This window comes from Nioella sp., assembly GCF_965215655.1.
Taxonomy (GTDB): domain Bacteria; phylum Pseudomonadota; class Alphaproteobacteria; order Rhodobacterales; family Rhodobacteraceae; genus Nioella.
The window spans coordinates 3,673,889-3,690,835 of sequence record NZ_OZ244111.1; the positions used below are offsets into that span (position 1 = coordinate 3,673,889).

At 63.0% G+C, this 16,947-nt stretch carries 16 protein-coding genes; 5 read left to right on the forward strand and 11 right to left on the reverse strand.

Going from position 1 to position 16,947, the window contains the following annotated elements:
- Positions 1-19: 19 nt before the first annotated feature.
- The 3 genes from ACOOEX_RS18275 to gyrB form a co-directional block, all read right to left on the reverse strand.
- Entirely contained in the window at positions 20-445 is a 426-nt protein-coding gene (locus ACOOEX_RS18275) for a rhodanese-like domain-containing protein (RefSeq protein WP_420396166.1), read from the reverse strand.
- An 83-nt stretch (positions 446-528) separates the two neighbouring features.
- Positions 529-1,215: a hypothetical protein gene (locus ACOOEX_RS18280; protein WP_420396167.1), complete on the reverse strand. Its 687-nt coding sequence runs from the start codon at positions 1,213-1,215 to the stop codon at positions 529-531.
- Positions 1,216-1,505: 290 nt separating this feature from the next.
- A complete protein-coding gene (gene gyrB / locus ACOOEX_RS18285) occupies positions 1,506-3,923 on the reverse strand; it encodes a DNA topoisomerase (ATP-hydrolyzing) subunit B (protein WP_420396168.1) in 2,418 nt (805 codons plus the stop codon).
- A 153-nt stretch (positions 3,924-4,076) separates the two neighbouring features.
- On the opposite strand from gyrB, the gene ACOOEX_RS18290 reads away from it, so the two are divergent.
- Both ACOOEX_RS18290 and ACOOEX_RS18295 read left to right on the forward strand, forming a co-directional pair.
- Positions 4,077-4,667, forward strand: coding sequence for a TetR/AcrR family transcriptional regulator (locus ACOOEX_RS18290; protein ID WP_420396169.1), 591 nt, complete (start codon positions 4,077-4,079; stop codon positions 4,665-4,667).
- Positions 4,664-5,410: a CPBP family intramembrane glutamic endopeptidase gene (locus ACOOEX_RS18295; RefSeq protein WP_420396170.1), complete on the forward strand. Its 747-nt coding sequence runs from the start codon at positions 4,664-4,666 to the stop codon at positions 5,408-5,410. The genes ACOOEX_RS18290 and ACOOEX_RS18295 overlap by 4 nt, the downstream gene beginning before the upstream one ends.
- Here ACOOEX_RS18295 and ACOOEX_RS18300 read toward each other — a convergent pair.
- The 7 genes from ACOOEX_RS18300 to rpsT all read right to left on the reverse strand — a co-directional run bounded on the left by ACOOEX_RS18300 (position 5,407) and on the right by rpsT (position 11,815).
- Positions 5,407-6,027 carry a LysE family translocator gene (locus tag ACOOEX_RS18300; RefSeq protein WP_420396171.1) on the reverse strand — a complete coding sequence of 207 codons (621 nt, stop codon included), beginning with the start codon at positions 6,025-6,027 and terminating at the stop codon, positions 5,407-5,409. The genes ACOOEX_RS18295 and ACOOEX_RS18300 overlap by 4 nt on opposite strands.
- Positions 6,028-6,036: 9 nt before the next feature.
- Positions 6,037-6,570, reverse strand: a complete 534-nt coding sequence (locus ACOOEX_RS18305; protein ID WP_420396172.1) for a GNAT family N-acetyltransferase — start codon at positions 6,568-6,570, stop codon at positions 6,037-6,039.
- Positions 6,560-7,003, reverse strand: a complete 444-nt coding sequence (locus ACOOEX_RS18310; protein WP_420396173.1) for a VOC family protein — start codon at positions 7,001-7,003, stop codon at positions 6,560-6,562. The genes ACOOEX_RS18305 and ACOOEX_RS18310 overlap by 11 nt, the downstream gene beginning before the upstream one ends.
- Positions 7,000-8,118: a DNA replication/repair protein RecF gene (recF, locus tag ACOOEX_RS18315; RefSeq protein WP_420396174.1), complete on the reverse strand. Its 1,119-nt coding sequence runs from the start codon at positions 8,116-8,118 to the stop codon at positions 7,000-7,002. The genes ACOOEX_RS18310 and recF overlap by 4 nt, the downstream gene beginning before the upstream one ends.
- Before the next feature lie 68 nt (positions 8,119-8,186).
- On the reverse strand, positions 8,187-9,305 hold the full coding sequence (gene dnaN, locus ACOOEX_RS18320; RefSeq protein WP_420396175.1) for a DNA polymerase III subunit beta: 1,119 nt from the start codon (positions 9,303-9,305) through the stop codon (positions 8,187-8,189).
- Positions 9,306-9,528: 223 nt separating this feature from the next.
- On the reverse strand, positions 9,529-10,917 hold the full coding sequence (gene dnaA, locus ACOOEX_RS18325) for a chromosomal replication initiator protein DnaA (protein ID WP_420396176.1): 1,389 nt from the start codon (positions 10,915-10,917) through the stop codon (positions 9,529-9,531).
- A 631-nt stretch (positions 10,918-11,548) separates the two neighbouring features.
- Entirely contained in the window at positions 11,549-11,815 is a 267-nt protein-coding gene (gene rpsT, locus ACOOEX_RS18330; protein WP_420396177.1) for a 30S ribosomal protein S20, read from the reverse strand.
- A gap of 202 nt (positions 11,816-12,017) precedes the next feature.
- Between rpsT and ACOOEX_RS18335 the strand changes: the two genes are divergently transcribed.
- From ACOOEX_RS18335 to ACOOEX_RS18345, 3 genes are read left to right on the forward strand one after another with little or no spacing between them, the layout of a single operon-like run.
- The gene (locus ACOOEX_RS18335) at positions 12,018-13,070 is read left to right on the forward strand and encodes a pyridoxal-phosphate dependent enzyme (protein ID WP_420396178.1); all 1,053 of its coding nucleotides are present in this window, start codon (positions 12,018-12,020) and stop codon (positions 13,068-13,070) included.
- Complete coding sequence (locus tag ACOOEX_RS18340) at positions 13,067-14,206, forward strand: M24 family metallopeptidase (RefSeq protein WP_420396179.1); 1,140 nt, start codon at positions 13,067-13,069, stop codon at positions 14,204-14,206. The genes ACOOEX_RS18335 and ACOOEX_RS18340 overlap by 4 nt, the downstream gene beginning before the upstream one ends.
- Positions 14,206-14,943 carry a maleate cis-trans isomerase family protein gene (locus tag ACOOEX_RS18345; RefSeq protein ID WP_420396180.1) on the forward strand — a complete coding sequence of 246 codons (738 nt, stop codon included), beginning with the start codon at positions 14,206-14,208 and terminating at the stop codon, positions 14,941-14,943. Before ACOOEX_RS18340 ends, ACOOEX_RS18345 begins: the two co-directional genes overlap by 1 nt.
- 77 nt (positions 14,944-15,020) lie before the next feature.
- Here ACOOEX_RS18345 and ACOOEX_RS18350 read toward each other — a convergent pair whose 3' ends face one another.
- Positions 15,021-16,883 (reverse strand): hypothetical protein, encoded by a 1,863-nt coding sequence (locus ACOOEX_RS18350; RefSeq protein WP_420396181.1) that lies wholly within the window; start codon positions 16,881-16,883, stop codon positions 15,021-15,023.
- Between the last annotated feature and the right edge of the window lie 64 nt (positions 16,884-16,947).

Genomic DNA, 16,947 nt, shown 5'->3' on the forward strand with positions numbered 1-16,947 from the left:
AGTGGCGCGGCCCACGTCCTCAGGGATGATAGGCCGCGTCCCTCTGCCAGCCCTCAAAGCCCGATTGCATGACGACCACGTTGGTTCGCCCCGCCACGCGCAACGCGAATGTGGCCTGCGAAGAGCGCGCGCCGGTGTTGCAGAACAGGATGGTCATCCGGGTCTCGGGGATCTCGTCAATCCGGTCCAGCACCTCGCGCCATTCGATATGAATCGCTCCGGGGATGGTCGCCTCGGCATGTTGCGCCGCGCTGCGGGTGTCGACGAAGAGCGCGGCATCGAACACGGTCTGGTCAATCTGCTGTGGCAAGATGATGCCCGCCGTTTCCTCGGCGAACATCAGGTAATCCTGCATCGCTTCGATCGCCGCGTCCTGCTGTGCAAGCGCCGGGGATGTAAGAGCTAAACAAAGCGTGCCAGCAGCCAGCGCGGATTTGAGTGACATCCGAATCTCCTTTCAAGGCGGGTCGGCACCGGGCCGAAACGCATGCAGGCCGCCGACCTCCAAACCGGCGGCTAGCGGGTTTGCTAGCGCTCCAGCCGCTCGACCAGCGCATAGTGGTCATAGGGATTGCCGCCGTAGTCATAGCGGATATCGGCCCGCAACCCCGAAACATCCTGCAGATAGCAGGTGTTGTTCCCCCGTTGAAAATCGACGGTAATGCACCAAGGCAATTCCCTGCATCGTGCCAGGCATTGCGGCAGGGGCAACGTCGGATTTTGGACATTGTGGCCCGGAATGCCTGCATTGGGGATCATGACAAAGCCCTCAACCACTGCAAGCGTGTCATAGGGATTGTTCGGGTCGTCCATGACCGGGTTGAGGTCCATCAGAGCCTGCTCGAACTCGGCGCGCGCCTGACCTATGGCGCTGTCGAACCGCTGCAAGAGGGACGCACGCTGAACGGGTGCCTGTTCCAGCACCGTGGTCATAACCGCGTCGACAATTTCATCGGGACGGACGGAGGGAGACGTGTTGTCGATCATGCTGACAATGAGCAAGGCTGCGTGCGTCAGCCGGTTTTCATTGTATCGCGCGATTTCAGGGGCAAGGGCGATCGTCCTCAGAATGTCCCGGAACTGGGCTTCCGAATAGATCTGGACGTCGGTGACATCCGAGCCGATCCAGATCGGATTGACGACCGACGCCTCAAGCGCCAGAAGGCGCGCTCTTTCTTGTGTAAGAATGTGCTCTAATGCGCTTGCCGCGTTCATCCGCGCCTGAGCTGTGTCATTGCCTTGCGCCATGGCCGGAACGGGCGAGATCGCAAGGAGTGAGCATATGGCGAGAACCAGGCAAAAGGTTCGCTTCATCATCTGTATTTCTCCAATGAATGGAGTTCTATCAGGTGCTCACAATGCAAAAAACACAAAGGCTTGATCGGGGAACGTTATGATGAACCCCGCAGGTTGTAGCGATCCGGACACAACACGCAGTTCGGGAAGTTGAGCCGGGCATGGCATCAACCAACGCCCGGCTTCAAATCGCAAGACCTCTTGCAGCGCTAGAAGTCGAGGTTCTCGACGCTCAGCGCGTTCTGCTGGATGAACTCGCGGCGCGGTTCCACCACATCGCCCATCAGCTTGGTAAAGATATCGTCGGCCTCGACCATATCGTCCACCTTCACCTGCAGAAGCGTCCGTGCTTCTGGGTCCAGCGTGGTCTCCCACAGTTGATCGGGGTTCATTTCCCCCAGACCCTTGTAGCGTTGCAGGGTCAGGCCCTTTTCGCCTTCGGTCAGGATCGCCTCCAGCAGGTCCATTGGCCCGTGGACGATGGTTTCCCGGTCCTTGCGGGACAGTCGTGTCGGGTCGCGATAGACATCGCGGGTCTGTTTCGACACTTCCGACAGCTTGCGCGCCTCGCCTGAGCGCAGGACAGCGCCATCGAGCGTGCGGATCTCCTCCACCCCGCGCAGCACGCGGGACAGGCGAATGCCGTGGTCCTGGGTGATCCGGCCTTGCCAGCCGCGTTCATATTCCAGCGCCACCTTGTCCAGCCGCGCGGCCACATCGTCGGCAACGCGCTGCAGGTCGGCATCGGCACGGCCCGGGTCGAAGGCCCCCGCAATGGCGGCCTGTTCCAGAATGCGGCGGGGGTAATGGGTCGGGAAGGCCTCCAGCACGCGCTTGAAGCTGCGCGCGCCCTCGACCACGCGGGCCAGATCCTGACCGGCGATCTCCTCGCCTGAGACAAGCCGCAGGACGGTCCCCTCGATCCCCATCTGGATCAGGTAATCCTCCAGCGCCGACTGGTCCTTGAGATAGACTTCGGACCGGCCCCGCGCGACTTTGTAAAGCGGCGGTTGTGCAATGTAGAGATAGCCGCCCTCAATGATCTCCGGCATCTGCCGAAAGAAGAAGGTCAGCAGCAGCGTGCGGATATGCGCGCCGTCCACGTCGGCATCGGTCATGATGACGATCTTGTGGTAACGCAGCTTGTCGATGTTGAACTCGTCCCGGCCAATGCCAGTGCCAAGCGCGGTAATAAGCGTGCCGATTTCCTGACTGCCGAGCATCCGGTCGAACCGCGCCCGTTCAACGTTCAGGATTTTGCCGCGCAGGGGCAGCACCGCCTGATTGTGGCGCGAGCGGCCTTGCTTGGCGGAGCCACCGGCAGAGTCCCCCTCGACCAAGAAGATCTCGGATTTCGACGGATCCTTTTCCTGACAGTCGGCCAGCTTGCCGGGCAGGCTGGCCACGTCCATTGCCGTCTTGCGGCGGGTCAGCTCGCGGGCCTTGCGGGCAGCTTCGCGCGCCAGGGCGGCCTCGATGATCTTGCTGACGATGGTCTTGGCTTCGTTCGGGTGTTCCTCGAACCATTCCTGCAGCTTTTCGTTCATCAGCCCTTCAACCGCGGGGCGCACCTCGGACGAAACCAGCTTGTCTTTGGTCTGGCTGCTGAACTTGGGGTCTGGCACCTTCACGGACAGCACGCAGGTCAGACCTTCGCGCGCATCGTCGCCGGTGAAGTTGACCTTCTCTTTCTTGGCGATGCCGGTCGAGTTGGCATAGAGGTTGATCGTCCGCGTCAACGCCCCCCGGAAACCCGCCAGATGGGTGCCGCCATCGCGCTGCGGGATGTTGTTGGTGAAGGGCAGAACCGTCTCGTGATAGCTGTCATTCCACCAAAGCGCCGCCTCAATCTCGATATCGTCGCGGATGCCGGTAATGAAGATTGGCTCTTCCATCGCAGAATGCTTGGAGCGGTCCAGATAGCGGACGAATTCCTTCACGCCGCCTTCGTAATACAGCTCTGATTCCAGCGGTTCAGCGGGACGAAGGTCGCGCAGGATGATGCGCACACCGGAGTTCAGGAACGCCAATTCGCGCAGCCGGTTTTCCAGCGTCTTGAAGCTGTATTCGAGGTTCGAGAAGGTGGTGGTCGAGGACATGAAGCGCACCTCGGTGCCCTTCTCTCCATTCGCGTTGCCCACAACCTCCAGATGCTTCACCGTCTCGCCGCGTTCGAACCGCGCGTGATGTTCCTTGCCGTCGCGCCAGATGCGCAGGTCGAGCCAATCCGACAGCGCGTTCACCACCGAAACGCCGACGCCGTGCAAACCGCCCGAAACCTTGTAGGCGTTGTCGTCGAACTTCCCGCCCGCGTGAAGCTGGGTCATGATGACCTCTGCAGCAGAAACGCCTTCCTCTTCGTGAATACCCACCGGAATCCCGCGCCCATTGTCGCGGACCGAGACGGAACTGTCGGCGTGAATCGTGACGGTGACGGCGTCTGCGTGGCCCGCCAGAGCCTCGTCAATGCCGTTGTCCACGACCTCATACACCATGTGGTGCAGGCCCGAGCCATCGTCCGTATCCCCGATATACATACCGGGGCGTTTGCGGACTGCCTCCAACCCTTTGAGAACTTTAATGGAATCCGCACCGTATTCGGTGGGTGCCTGCGCGTTTTCGGCCATGTAAGACCCCTGTTTTTCTTGTCGGTTTCTTATACGTGGCGCGGCAGGCAATGTCACGGGTCACACACAATATTTAGGGGGTGGTGGTGATGTTGCGGCAGAGGCGCCAATGCCTTATACCGACATGTGTCGGTAGAATCACGGAGACCCGCCATGCGCGTTCGGAAATCATCCAAAGACAGGGTTGACCAGATTCTGGATGTGGCGCTGAAGCTGTTTCTCAACCATGGCTATGCCGAAGTGCAGATAGAGCATATTCGCGCTGAAACAGGCCTGTCGCGCGGCGGATTCTATCATCATTTCGGATCGAAATCGGCGGTCATGCAAGCTTTGGTGGAGCGTGAACAGAAAGCCCTTGCCCAGGCTACCGGACCGGATCTTTGTGCCCTGCTGACGAAAGGCTCGGCCTATCTGGACGCGACTGCCGGAGTTGAGGATAGCCTGAGCGCACCGGACGATATCACGATCTATCTTGGCTATCTGGAAAAGGCACAGGACCAGTTTCTCGCACCGCTGATTGAAGAGGCCCTGTCTCAATCCGGCAATCTGCCGATGCCCGCAGAGCACGCCGCGCAGATCATTCTATCCGTCAATCACCGCATTACCCGGCAAGTTCTGACCGGGCAATGGGCGCAGGACACGGCAGTATTCTTTGCCCGCAACGCCCTGATCGGATGTGAAGCCATGCTCGAAAAGCCCGGACTGTTCGCCCCGGTCCTGACGGCATTGGACGGAGCGGCATGATGGTGCTGGCCCCGTTCATCCTGCTGACCTTCCTGATCTCGCTTGTCGCTTTCGCGGGTATCTACTGGGTTCCGGGGGCGCAGTCGCCAGAGTCCGCGCGGGGTCTGCCGGTCTGGCTGCTCGCGGTCTGGGGACCATCCCTTGCCGCGATCATTCTTGCAGCCCGATCCGGAGAGCTTGCAGGGCTCTTGCAGCGGACAGTGATGCTGAGAGATGTGCCGCTGCCTGTCTGGATCATGTCCCTGACGCCGATCATGGCCCTGCTGATCGCCGCCTATCGGCATGGGGGCCTGCCCGACGCGCATCTGCTGACAATCGCAATGGCCACCAAGCTGGTGCTGTTCAACCTGATCCTCGGCCCATTGGGCGAGGAACTGGGCTGGCGTGGCGTGATGCAACCCATGCTGGCAGGCCAAATTGGGTGGTTCGCGGCCTCGCTGGTCGTTGGGGCGGTCTGGTTCATGTGGCACCTGCCGCTATGGCTGGTGGAGTCTCCCCAATCAGAACTGCCCATCCCGCTTTTCGCGGCGCATGTCATGGCCTACGCGGTGATCCTCGGGGGCATGACCCATCTCAGCCCCTCCATCGCGCCCGCGATCCTGTTCCATCTAGCCGTGAACGTCATGGCGGGGGTGGCGCTGATTGGCGGTCTCGGCGACTCCGTCAGTTACTTCCGCGCGACGCTGCTGCCCTATTGGGGGATTGCGATTGCCGTCAGCGCATGGGTGACAATCCGCGCCTAGGTCAGCGCGATCACGACCGCCACGCAGATCAGCAGGCCGCCCGCGATCTGGTTGGTCCGCTTCAACGCGCCGGGTGAGGTGATCAGCCGCCGCGCCCGGTCCACGAAACCGGCGAACATCAGATTGCCCATCACCGGGACGACCATGGAGATCGCGGCGATGATCGCGATGTCGATCCGGGTCAGTTGAGAGATATCGAAGAACCCGGGCAACATCCCCATGTAGAACAGGATCGCCTTGGGGTTGGCCAGAATGGCCGCCAGCCCCGCAACGAACCCTGCCCAGGCCCCCTTGCGGTTCAGGCGGCTGTTGGCCTCGATGCCCTGGTCCGCATGCCGGATGATCAACAGCCCCATCAGCGCAAAGACCGCGACGGCCAGCCAGCGCAGGACGACCATGATGCCCGCATAGCTCTGCACGACCCAGCTCAGGCCCAGAATGGCCACAAGGCTCCACGCCACATCGCCAAGGGCAACACCCAGGATCAACGGCAGCGCCGCGCCGACCCCATGCGCCAGGGTTCGCGCGGCCAGTGCCAGCCAGACCGGGCCGGGTGTCAGGAACAGCACGAACAGCGCCCCGGCATAGAGCGCCATGTCAAACGCGGTAATGCTCATCAGGCGCCCCTAGAAACTCGGGCCAAGCAGGTCGATCACGGCCGCATCATCCCATTCGATGTCCCCGAGCTGAAGAACCTTCAATTTTGTGTCTTTCCCCTCGAGGAGACCGGTACTGTGATCATCTTCGATTCCCATGTGGCGCACGATGTTGTCCTTCGCGGCGAATCCCGTTCCCTCGTATAGCGGGCGCACACCGAACAGCACGAGGAAATCGGCAAGAGTGGCGCTGGCACGCTCCTTGCTGGCTGTCATCAAAGCCGTGGCGATGCCCTTGCCCCGATGGTCGGGATCCGTCGCCACTTCACCAATACCGACGATCTGCACGCGTTCATCGCCCATCCGTATCCACCGATAGGCAAGCGCAAAGCGGCCCACCAGCACCCCGTCGAGTCGTGCCAAAAGCCGCAGGTGGTGTCGCTGGTTGTAGAAGGACATGGAGCCATAGCCAGCATCCTCGCCAAAAGCACGGGTGAGCAGCGCGGCGATTTCCGTGTCCTGCCCTCGTGTCAGGTCGATCTCGTGGATGGCTTCAATCTGCATCGCTTGGCCCCGGCAAGGTCAGGCTGCCATCGGCGTTCAGCGGCCAGTAAGGGTTCATCGCCAGTTCCCAGACATGGCCGTCGGGGTCGGCGAAATAGCCCGAATAGCCGCCCCAGAAGACTTTCTCCGGTGCCTTCATCGGCGCGGCCCCTGCGGCCAGCGCGCGGGCATAGGCCGCATCAACCTCGGCCTCGGTCGCAAAGTTCTGGGCCAGGGTCGATCCGCCGATACCGAGCGCCGCACCGGGCCGCCCCTGATCCTTTGCCAGATCCTCCAGCCCGAACAGCCCGAAGGCAAACCCGTTGGCCTGATAGAACGTCACCGCCTTCTGGCTTTCAGGGTGCCTTTCCCAGCCAAGCGCCTCATAAAATGCCCGGGACCGCGCCATATCGGCAACGCCAAGGGTGACGAGGGTGATGCGTTGCGGTGTCATTGGTTATTCTCCCATTCCCGGACGGCGGAGTATCCGTCCGCTTCCGTGATCTCGAATGCCTGCGCCCGGTCGCCCAGTTCCGCGAACAGCTCTGGCCCCGTGCCGGTCATCCAGGCCTGCCCGCCAAGCGCGCAGATCTCATCAAACAGCGCCGCCCGCCTGCCCGCGTCCAGATGCGCCGCGACCTCATCCAGCAGCACCAGCGGCGCAACACCGGTCTCGGCCTTCAATGCGCGGGCGTTGGCGAGGATAAGCGAGATCAATAGCGCTTTCTGTTCGCCCGTCGAACAGAGCCGCGCCTCGGTCTGTTTCACCGCATAGACCGCGCCAAGATCGCTGCGATGCGGGCCAATCAGGCTGCGGCCAGCTGCCATGTCGCGGGGGCGGGATTGCATATGCGCCGTGGCGAAGTCATCGGCTGTCACCAACCCCTCGCTGCCGTCGCCCTCGATCAGCGACAGCGCCGCCACCGGAAAGGCGGTTTCGGCCCCGTCCTGCGCCGCCGTCAGCCGCGCCACAGCCTCGGCCCGGTGCCGTGTGATCCTTGCGGCGGCGTCGGACATCTGTGCCTCGACCGCCTCGTACCACATGGCGTCGCGCACCATGTCCTTCAGCATTCGGTTGCGCTCGCGCATGGCCTTTTCATGGGTCAGCACCGCCTCGCCATGATCGGGGAAGAAGCTCATGGTCATCCGGTCGAGAAAGCGCCGCCGCCCCTCGGCCCCTTCGATCCACAGCCGGTCCTGCGCCGGAATCAGCCAGACGATCCGAGCAAGCCCCGCTAGCGCCAGTTGCGGCTCGGGCTTGCCGTCGATCTTCAGGCTGCGCGATTGCCCCGCCTCGGCCCCCATCTCCAGCTCATGGAACCGCCCGCCGGTGACCAGCTCGGCCTTGATCTTCCAGCCAAGCGCCTCGGGTCTGCGGGCCATTTCCTCTGCCGCCGCCCTGCGCAGCCCACGACCGGGCGAGAGCAGCGACACCGCTTCAAGGATATTGGTCTTGCCGGCCCCGTTCGGGCCGAAAAGCGCCACGGGCCGCCCGTCCAGCGCCATGGACGCCCGCTTATGCGACCGGAAATGCGAGAGGCTCAGCGCCCGCACGTAAGTGCCCGCCATGCCCCTCTCCTTCTTCTTGGTTCAAAAACTCCCGCCGGAGGCACGATTTTTGCAAAAATCGTTTTGCCTCAGACGCGCATCGGCATCACGACATAGACCGCGCTCGTGTCATTGCCCTCGCGCATCAGCGTCGGGTCGCCGGAGGAGTTGAACAGGAACACGGCGTTTTCGCGGTCCACCTGGCTGGCAATCTCCAGCAGGTATTTCGCGTTGAACCCGATCTCCAGCTTCTCATCGCCATAGGCCACGGCCAGCTCTTCCTCTGCCGCGCCGCTGTCGGGGGCGTTCACGGACAGGATCAGCCGGTCTTCGTCGAGCGACAGTTTCACCGCGCGGGAGCGTTCGGAAGACACCGTTGCCACCCGGTCCACCGCCTTGGCGAACTCGCTAGCATCGACTTCCATCCGGCGGGTGTTGCCCATTGGGATGACGCGCGTGTAGTCGGGGAAAGTACCGTCGATGACTTTCGACGTCAGGGTGATATCCGGCGTAGCGAAGCGCACCTTGGTTTCCGAGACCGAGACAGCTATCGACATCTCGTCATCATCCAGCAGCTTGCGCAACTCTCCCACTGTCTTGCGGGGCACGATCACGCCGGGCATGTTTTCTGCGCCCTGAGGCAGCGGCATGTCCACGCGGGCCAGCCGGTGGCCATCGGTCGCCACGCAGCGCAGCGCCGGGCCGTCCTCGCCTTGCGCCACATGCATGTAGACGCCATTGAGGTAATAGCGGGTTTCCTCGGTCGAGATCGCGAATTTCGACTTGTCAAAGAGCCTGCGCAAATCGGGCGCCTTGGCCGAGAAATTGGCGCTGTATTCCGAGGAAGTCATCACCGGGAAATCTTCGCGCGGCAGCGTCGCCAGCTGGAAGGCGGAGCGGCCCGCATTGACCTCGAGCCGTCCGGAGGTGCCGTCGTCAGAGAGCTGCACAAGCGCGCCGTCAGGAAGCTTGCGCACAATTTCATGCAAGGTGACGGCGGACACCGTCGTGGCGCCGGGGCGTTCGACCACGGCATTGGTCTTGTCCACCACCTCGATATCGAGGTCGGTCGCGCGGAAACTGGCGGTGTCGCCCTCGGCCTCGATCAGCACATTCGCAAGGATCGGAATGGTGTTGCGGCGTTCCACAACGGACTGGGCCTGCGATACGGCCTTGAGCAATGCCGCGCGTTCGATACTGATTTTCATGTCCCTGGCTCCGACGGTATGCGGGGCGGCGAGGGTAGCCTGTCTGCCCGCAAGCACAAGTGTTTTTTCGAGTGTCCCCAATGCCGGGCCAAGGTCAATGGGGCGGGTGGAAAAAACCGGGGAAATGAGGCGAGATGCCGGGTTTCGCCGCGCATCTCGCGTCGACCCGTGCGGGGGCGCTGCCCCCGCACCCCCGGAGGATTTTCGCCAAGAAGAAGGGCGATCAGGCTTCCAGCATCCGCCGCAGGAGTTCCGCGTCCTCGGCGATCTGGCTGTCGACCGAGATCAGTTCCTCGATCTTGCGCACGCCATGCAGAATCGTGGTGTGATCGCGCCCGCCGAATTTGCGCCCGATCTCGGGCAGGCTGCGGGTGGTCAGCTTCTTGCACAGATACATAGCCATCTGCCGGGGCCGCGCGATGTTGCGGGCGCGGGATGGGCTCATCAGGTCGGACTGGCGCAGGTGGTAGTGTTCGCAGGTCTTCTTGATGATCTCATCCATGGTGACCTTGCGGTCAGACGCGCGCAGGATGTCGGACAGGCATTCCTGCGTCAGGTCCATGGTGATCTCGCAGCCGATCAGGTCGGCGAAGGCGAAGAGCCGGGTTAGCGCACCCTCCAGAACTCGCACGTTGGACGAAATGCGATGCGCGATGAATTCCAGCACGCCCGGTGCGATCTTGAGATCGGGGGTACGTTCGCGCTGTGCCTCGACCTTCTGTTGCAGGATGCCGAGCCGCAGCTCGTAATCCGTGGGGTGCAGGTCGACGACAAGGCCGCATTGCAGGCGGGAGGCGATGCGATTGTCCAGCTCTTCCATATCCACGGGCGCGCGGTCGCCGGAAATGATGATCTGCTTGCCCAGTTCCACCAGCGCATTGAAGGTGTGGAAGAATTCCTCCTGCGTGGAGTTCTTGCCGGCGATGAACTGCACGTCATCGACCATAAGCACGTCGATCGAGCGGAAGACTTCCTTGAACGACAGCGTGTCCTGATCGCGCAGGGCGCGGATGAAGCGGTACATGAACTGTTCCGCCGACAGGTAGATGACCTTGAGATCGGGCTTGTTGTTGCGCAGCTCCCACGCGATGGCGTGCATCAGGTGCGTTTTGCCAAGGCCGACGCCGCCATAGAGGAACAGCGGATTGAACGAGACCGGGCCGCCCTCGGCCACACGGCGCGCGGCGGCATGGGCCAGCTCATTGGGCTTGCCGACGACGAAATCGGCAAAGGTGAAATTGGCGTTCAGGGTCGATTCCGGCAGCTCCTGCGCAGGGGGGGTGGCAGGCGCGGAGCGCGTGCCATTCACGGACGGTTTGGGGGCCGGCTTGGCCAGGGGTTCAACCTTGGTCACGCCATTGGCCCGGCCTTGCGCATCGACGGAAAACTCGATCCGGTCGACCTCGGCGCCTGCCGACATCATGTGCCGCAGGATCACGTCACCGAAATGCTGGGACACCCAGGTGCCGATAAAGCTGGTCGGAACGACAAGCTGCGCGGTGCGGTCTTCGATACCGTCAAATGCGATCGGCTCTATCCAGGCCGAGAAATTGTTCTTTCCGACTGATTTCAGCAGTTCGCCCCGAACGTGTCCCCATTCGTCTTGTGTCATCCTGTTCCCGTCATTCTTAGAACACGGCCCTTTGCGGACCTGTGCGGGCGATCCGTTTGTCGCCCTAACCCTTTGCCTTCACGATCCCCGCAGTCCGTGTCACCCTGCGCATGACTGATGCGGAACCCGCACCTTGCCCCGCCATGCGCAAGAAAGGGAGGCGGCCGAAATCGGCCGATCAGATACCCCGGACCTGGCAAACACATCCGCTCACCCGGCTCTGACGGCCGTGTGGTGATTCGTGCGAATATTCCCAGGTTGGAGGTCTCCGGAAGTGCGCTTTGGCGTCGGTTTGGTCCCGACTGGCCACAGACACACCCTGAAAATCGTGATACAGTGCCAACTGAACCAGATCTTCAGGCCTCAGGCGCGGCGATAGGGTAAATCCGTCCCCAAGAGAGTTTCCCCTCAGCCTATCCGCGCCCGATGTCCCCCCAGACTATGTGAATCGCTGAAACCCAAGCTAGCGGGACTCACACGGCCCTTTCAACGAAACTTCGCGCTTGACTCTGAGCTATCTGGAAACGAATCCGCCGGGCCCATTCTAAGGGTGCCGAGAACAAGGAAATTTCGCCAAACAAAAAGGCGCCCCCAATGGGACGCCTTATTTTCAAGGTGTTGCAGCCTTGCCTCAGGCGCCAAGCGCTTTCACGCGGGCCGACAGGCGCGACATCTTGCGGGCAACGGTGTTCTTGTGCAGGACGCCCTTGGTGACGCCACGCATCAGTTCGGGCTGAGCTTCGCGCAGGGCAGCAGTGGCAGCAGCCTGATCGCCGGATGCGATGGCTTCTTCCACTTTGCGCAGGTAGGTGCGGATGCGAGAGCGGCGGGCTTTGTTGACGGCGTAGCGACGCTCGTTCTGGCGGGCGCGTTTCTTGGCCTGAGGCGAATTTGCCATGTGTCGGTTCCCTTCGTGGGTTCAATGTCTAACGAATAGCGCTGAAGGCCCACGACCAAGGGTTCGATACCGGTCGAATCCGGCCAAAGCGGGCCTCACGCGCATGTCTGGCGGCGCTATTAGGCCAAACCTGTCGGAAAGGGAAGACCTAAAGCGGTCAAGCAAGCTAGGGTGGCACAAGTTAATCAGCCGAGGGGATACCGTGCAGCATCTTTCCAATCCGTTCCGTGGCCAGGGCCTGACAAATCTCTCCGGTGCCCCGGCACCCTCCACCGATGCAGGGGCGGTGGCAAAGTTGTTGGCCCAATGCCCGGCCCATGCAACCACGCCGTTGACATCTGCCCCGGTTTTGGCGGCGCGGGCCGGAATCGGCGCGCTTTGGGTCAAGGATGAACGGGGCCGGATGGGGCTTGGCAGTTTCAAGGCGCTTGGCGCTGCCTATGTCATTGCCTGCGATGCGGTAGCAACGGGGGCAGAGGATCTGTCAACCGCATTGGCAGGCCGCACCTACATCACCGCAAGCGCGGGCAATCACGGCATGTCCGTTGCCGCAGGGGCTCGGATCTTCGGGGCGCGGGCCATTGTACATATCGCCGAAACCGTACCGGAAAGCTTCGCGGAGCGGCTGCGCGCCAAGGGCGCCGAGGTTGTGCGGGCCGGGGCGGAATATGAGGCGTCCATGGCACTGGCCGCCGAATCGGCCGAGGCCAACGGCCACATCCTACTGTCCGACAGTTCCTGGCCCGGCTACATGGACCGCCCGCATCGACTGATGGAGGGCTATCTGCAAATGGCTGCCGAGGCACTGGATGACTGCCCCGAGCCGCCCACCCATGTTTTCCTTCAAGCGGGTGTTGGCGGGCTTGCGGGCGCAGTCGCAGCCTTGGTGCGCAAGCGTTTGGGCGACGCCCCGCGTATCGTGGTTGTGGAACCGGACGCCGCGCCTGCAATCTTCAATTCGATCAAGGCCGGAGGATTCGTCACCACGACCGGTCCGGTGTCCGCCATGGGGCGGCTCGACTGCAAGGAGGCCTCGCTGATCGCACTGACGGGTCTGTCGCGGGATGCCGATGACTTTCTGCTGATCACGGAAGAGGAGGCCGCAGACGCTTTGGCCCCGATGGCTGCGGAAGGATTGGAAGGCTCCGAGTCCGGAGTCGCGGGTGTTGCGGGGGTATTGGCTGCGGACGCGGCTTTGCTTGGCCTTGGCCCGGATTCCCGAGTGCTGTGTTTCCTGTCGGAGGGGCCTGCATGACGCGCGGTTTTCCCGAGGCGGAGTTCGCCGCCCGCGTCGCCCGCGCGCAGGCTTTGATCACCGGCCATGGCCTGGCGGCGCTGCTGCTGACGACGGAACCGGAGGTGCGGTATTTCACCGGCTACCTCACCCGCTTCTGGGAAAGCCCGACGCGGCCCTGGTTCGTGGTGCTGCCCGCCAGCGGCAAGCCGATTGCGGTGATCCCCGCCATTGGGGCGCCCGTGATGGCCCGCACCTGGGTCGATGACATCCGCACATGGCGCGCACCCGATCTAAGCGACGACGGCGTCAGCCTGCTGGCGGAGACGCTGCGCGAGGTTGCGGGCGACGGGCCGATTGGACTGCCCATGGGCCATGAGACCCATCTGCGGATGCCGCTTGCGGATTATGCGCGGCTTGGGGAATCAGTAAATCTGGTGTCCGACCAAGGGATTATGCGGTCCCTGCGGCTGGTAAAATCTGAAGCGGAAATCGACAAGATCCGCACCGCCTGCACGGTGGCGGGCCGGGCATTTGACCGGGTGGGAGAGATCGCTGCGGCGGGCGTGCCGCTGTCGCAGGTCTTCCGCCGGTTCCAGATGCTGTGTCTGGAGGAAGGCGCGGATTGGGTGCCTTACCTTGCGGGCGGCGCGGGGCCATTGGGATATGACGATGTGATCTCGCCTGCCTCTGACACGCCGCTTGCGGCGGGGGATGTGCTGATGCTGGATACCGGGCTGGTCGTGGACGGGTATTTCTGCGACTACGACCGGAATTTCGGGATCGGGGAGGTCGATCCGCGTTGCCTTGACGGGCACCGGACACTGATCGAAGCCGTTGATCACGCAATGGAAATCGCACGTCCCGGTGCCACGGCAGCGGATCTGTTTCATGCGATGGACACGGTTCTGACCGGCGGCGCGGGCGGGTCAGAGGCGGGGCGATATGGCCATGGGCTGGGAATGCAGCTGACGGAATGGCCCTCTCTCATCCCCGATGACCGCACGGTTTTGCAACCCGGAATGGTGCTGACACTGGAGCCGGGTGTTGAGATTTCGGGTGGGCAAGTCCTTGTTCACGAAGAGAATATTGTCATTCGAGAGGCAGGGCCAGAGCGGCTTTCCCCCTTCTCGGTCCCAGAGTTGAGGATCCTGTGATGCAGTTCACCTACGACCTTGCCCCGCAACTGGGCACACGCGCGACGATCGGGCTGATCAGCCTGCAATCGGATGAGACACTTGAACATGACATGCGCCGGATTTTCCCTTTGGATGGAGTGGCTTGCTATGTCACTCGGGTGCCGAGCGGGCAGGAAGTGACCAATGACACATTGGCCGAGATGGAAGGAAAGCTGACCGGCGCGGCGCAGCTGTTTCCGGTGCCTGCGCAATTCGATGTCGTGGGCTATGGCTGCACCTCGGGCACCTCTGTCATCGGTGCAGATGTAGTCGCCGGAATGGTGAAAAAAGGCTGCAAAACCAACGCCGTAACAGATCCGCTAACAGGGCTGATCGCGGCGTGCCGGCACCTTGATGTCAAGCGTCTGGTGGTCCTGTCACCCTATGTGGCAGCGGTGAATTCCTCGCTGATCACGGCGCTAGCGCGCGCCGAAATCGAGGTGGCCCTGTTGGGCACCTTCAACGAGGAACGCGAGGAATTCGCCGCCCGGATCGCACCAGATTCCATCGCGGACGCGGCACAAACCCTTGCAAAACAAGGGGATTTTGACGCGCTCTTCCTGTCCTGCACCAATCTGCGCACGCTTGATGTGATTGACCGGATCGAGGCTGCGACGGGCCTGCCGGTGCTGTCATCCAATCAGGTCATGGGCTGGCACATGGCACAACTGGCCGGGGTGGAGCCACTGGCGCGGTTCGGGCGTCTGATGCGCTGAGAACCGGCAAAAACAGGGGGGTGCCCCCCGTACACCGGGCGTACACCCCCCGTACACCCCCCGTACATACGAAACCGCTATTCGAAGCGGCAGGCGCAGGCCGTCCGGTGAAGGGTGCGGAAGTCAGTGCGGATGCGGGTGAGATCGGCCTCCAGCCCCTCGTAGCGGTCGCGCAGCTGTCGCAGATAGGCCGCGACCTCGACCCACCCAAGGGCCGCGCCCATCTGGATGCGGACGGTCTGATAGCTCTGGATCTCGCTGCCGGTATTCCAGATCGAGGTGGCGATGCTGACCGGGCCGAGGAGCGACCGGGCCGCCTGTGCCCGCGCGGCATGGCTGCTGATAGACAGAAGGCCGTAGAAGCCCGCGTTGTAGAGCGCGCGGTAGATCGGGACGAAGAGCCGTTCGCCGGGATAAAGCTCTTCGCCAAACCGGTTCGGGTCTTCGGGCATGTCGATATGCCGAAGCAGGCCGCCCTCCTCTGCCCCGGACTGAGCCAGCGCCTCATAAAAGGAGCGCGATTGCTGGTCGCGTTCACGCGCGGCGGCGTCATAGAGCGCCTCGATCTCGGCGCGGGCTTCGGACACGGCGCGGTGAAGCCGGTCCAGCTCTGACAGTTGCACGGTGACGACGGGGATATCCTCGGAGGAAGCGGGACAGGCGCGGTCAAAGCCGCGCAGCCCCTCCAGCGCCGGGCTGTTGGCGGCGATCATCTGGCCGATCTCCAGCAGGCGGTTGTCGGCCCCCCGGTTGGTGGCGGCCTGCCGGGCGATCAACGCGGCCTGTTCCCTCGGTCCAAGGTCTTCAAATTCGGGCGGCGGCGTGGGGGAGGGCCAGCCGTTTTGCAGGATCTCGGCCAGCGACGGCCCGGCCCTTTGCGGCACTGGCGCGCGGTAGGTCAGCCGCCCCGGAAGGTCGGGGCGCGGCGCGACATGGGCCAGCACCGCCAGCCGGCGAGACCAATTGGCCGGCGGGGTCGGATTTTCGAAGAAACTGGCCAGCCCCTCGGCCAGCGCCGCGTTGCAGGACCGGAAGGGCAGCGCAATCGAGGCGGGCGGCAGGTCGATCCGGGTTTCGCCGGGGGCGATGGCGGTGCCGGTGACGGAGATTGTGACATCCCGGTCATAAGGCGCAGGCAGGGTTTCGGGCACGGTGGCGGGACGCAACGGGGTGATCAGGCGCAGCGGCGCCCCGGCAGGAAGGTCTGCGTCGCACTCCATGCGATCCGCGTGCGGGACGCAGCGGGTGGTGGCCGCGGCGTCGGGAACCGGTTCAAACACCGCGCCGGGGGCGGAGAGCTGAAGCGATACGTTCATCCCTTCGCTGCCCGAGGCATTGCCGATTTCCAGCATCACCGATGGCGCGGCGGCAGACTCGGGCCAGGACCAGGCCAGAGGCAGGGACAGGTCCGGCGGATGGTGCAGGGTCAGCGCCACGGTGGCCTGCAAGCCGGGCAGGCGGAAGGGTTCTGGCCGATCCTCGACCATGATCTGCACGACATACCCGGCGGGATCGAGCCCGGATGCATCCACCGCCTGCTGCGTGGGTTGATGAAGCTCGAACGGGAACGGAAACAACGGCGCCCCCTGCCAGTTCGCCTCGGCCTGAAGATGGGCCAGAATCTCGGTCGCTTCGCGGATGCGCGCGACCATTGGGGCTTGGGTCTGATCGTAGTCTGCATAGGCCGGACCGGGAAGGCTGTCGCGCGAGGCGTAGAGCAAGGCATTTGCGTCGATCATCTCGCGCCAGGCGGCAAGATAGGCGTCGGCGGTGGCCGGATCCGGGAAGGCGGCGCGGAAGCTTTCCAGATGGTCGAGCGCCTGCGACAGGCCGTCGAGCCGGTAAAGCAGCCGGTCCGTTTGAACGCCTCCGGACGGGATCTCGTCCGCGACGGTCGGGGCTGCAAGCCAGAGGGTCAGAAGAAGCGCGCGCCACAGCATAGGGTGGGTCCGCCGGTCATCAGCATCGGCGAGATGCATATCACAGCCAGCGGAGATCATCAAA

Bases quoted from the DNA above. Each gene is read 5' to 3' on its own strand.
- ACOOEX_RS18275 (WP_420396166.1), bottom strand. From the start codon at position 445: ATGTCACTCAAATCCGCGCTGGCTGCTGGCACGCTTTGTTTAGCTCTT.
- ACOOEX_RS18280 (WP_420396167.1), bottom strand. From the start codon at position 1,215: ATGAACGCGGCAAGCGCATTAGAGCACATTCTTACACAAGAAAGAGCG.
- gyrB (WP_420396168.1), bottom strand. From the start codon at position 3,923: ATGGCCGAAAACGCGCAGGCACCCACCGAATACGGTGCGGATTCCATT.
- ACOOEX_RS18290 (WP_420396169.1), top strand. From the start codon at position 4,077: ATGCGCGTTCGGAAATCATCCAAAGACAGGGTTGACCAGATTCTGGAT.
- ACOOEX_RS18295 (WP_420396170.1), top strand. From the start codon at position 4,664: ATGATGGTGCTGGCCCCGTTCATCCTGCTGACCTTCCTGATCTCGCTT.
- ACOOEX_RS18300 (WP_420396171.1), bottom strand. From the start codon at position 6,027: ATGAGCATTACCGCGTTTGACATGGCGCTCTATGCCGGGGCGCTGTTC.
- ACOOEX_RS18305 (WP_420396172.1), bottom strand. From the start codon at position 6,570: ATGCAGATTGAAGCCATCCACGAGATCGACCTGACACGAGGGCAGGAC.
- ACOOEX_RS18310 (WP_420396173.1), bottom strand. From the start codon at position 7,003: ATGACACCGCAACGCATCACCCTCGTCACCCTTGGCGTTGCCGATATG.
- recF (WP_420396174.1), bottom strand. From the start codon at position 8,118: ATGGCGGGCACTTACGTGCGGGCGCTGAGCCTCTCGCATTTCCGGTCG.
- dnaN (WP_420396175.1), bottom strand. From the start codon at position 9,305: ATGAAAATCAGTATCGAACGCGCGGCATTGCTCAAGGCCGTATCGCAG.
- dnaA (WP_420396176.1), bottom strand. From the start codon at position 10,917: ATGACACAAGACGAATGGGGACACGTTCGGGGCGAACTGCTGAAATCA.
- rpsT (WP_420396177.1), bottom strand. From the start codon at position 11,815: ATGGCAAATTCGCCTCAGGCCAAGAAACGCGCCCGCCAGAACGAGCGT.
- ACOOEX_RS18340 (WP_420396179.1), top strand. From the start codon at position 13,067: ATGACGCGCGGTTTTCCCGAGGCGGAGTTCGCCGCCCGCGTCGCCCGC.
- ACOOEX_RS18345 (WP_420396180.1), top strand. From the start codon at position 14,206: ATGCAGTTCACCTACGACCTTGCCCCGCAACTGGGCACACGCGCGACG.
- ACOOEX_RS18350 (WP_420396181.1), bottom strand. From the start codon at position 16,883: ATGCTGTGGCGCGCGCTTCTTCTGACCCTCTGGCTTGCAGCCCCGACC.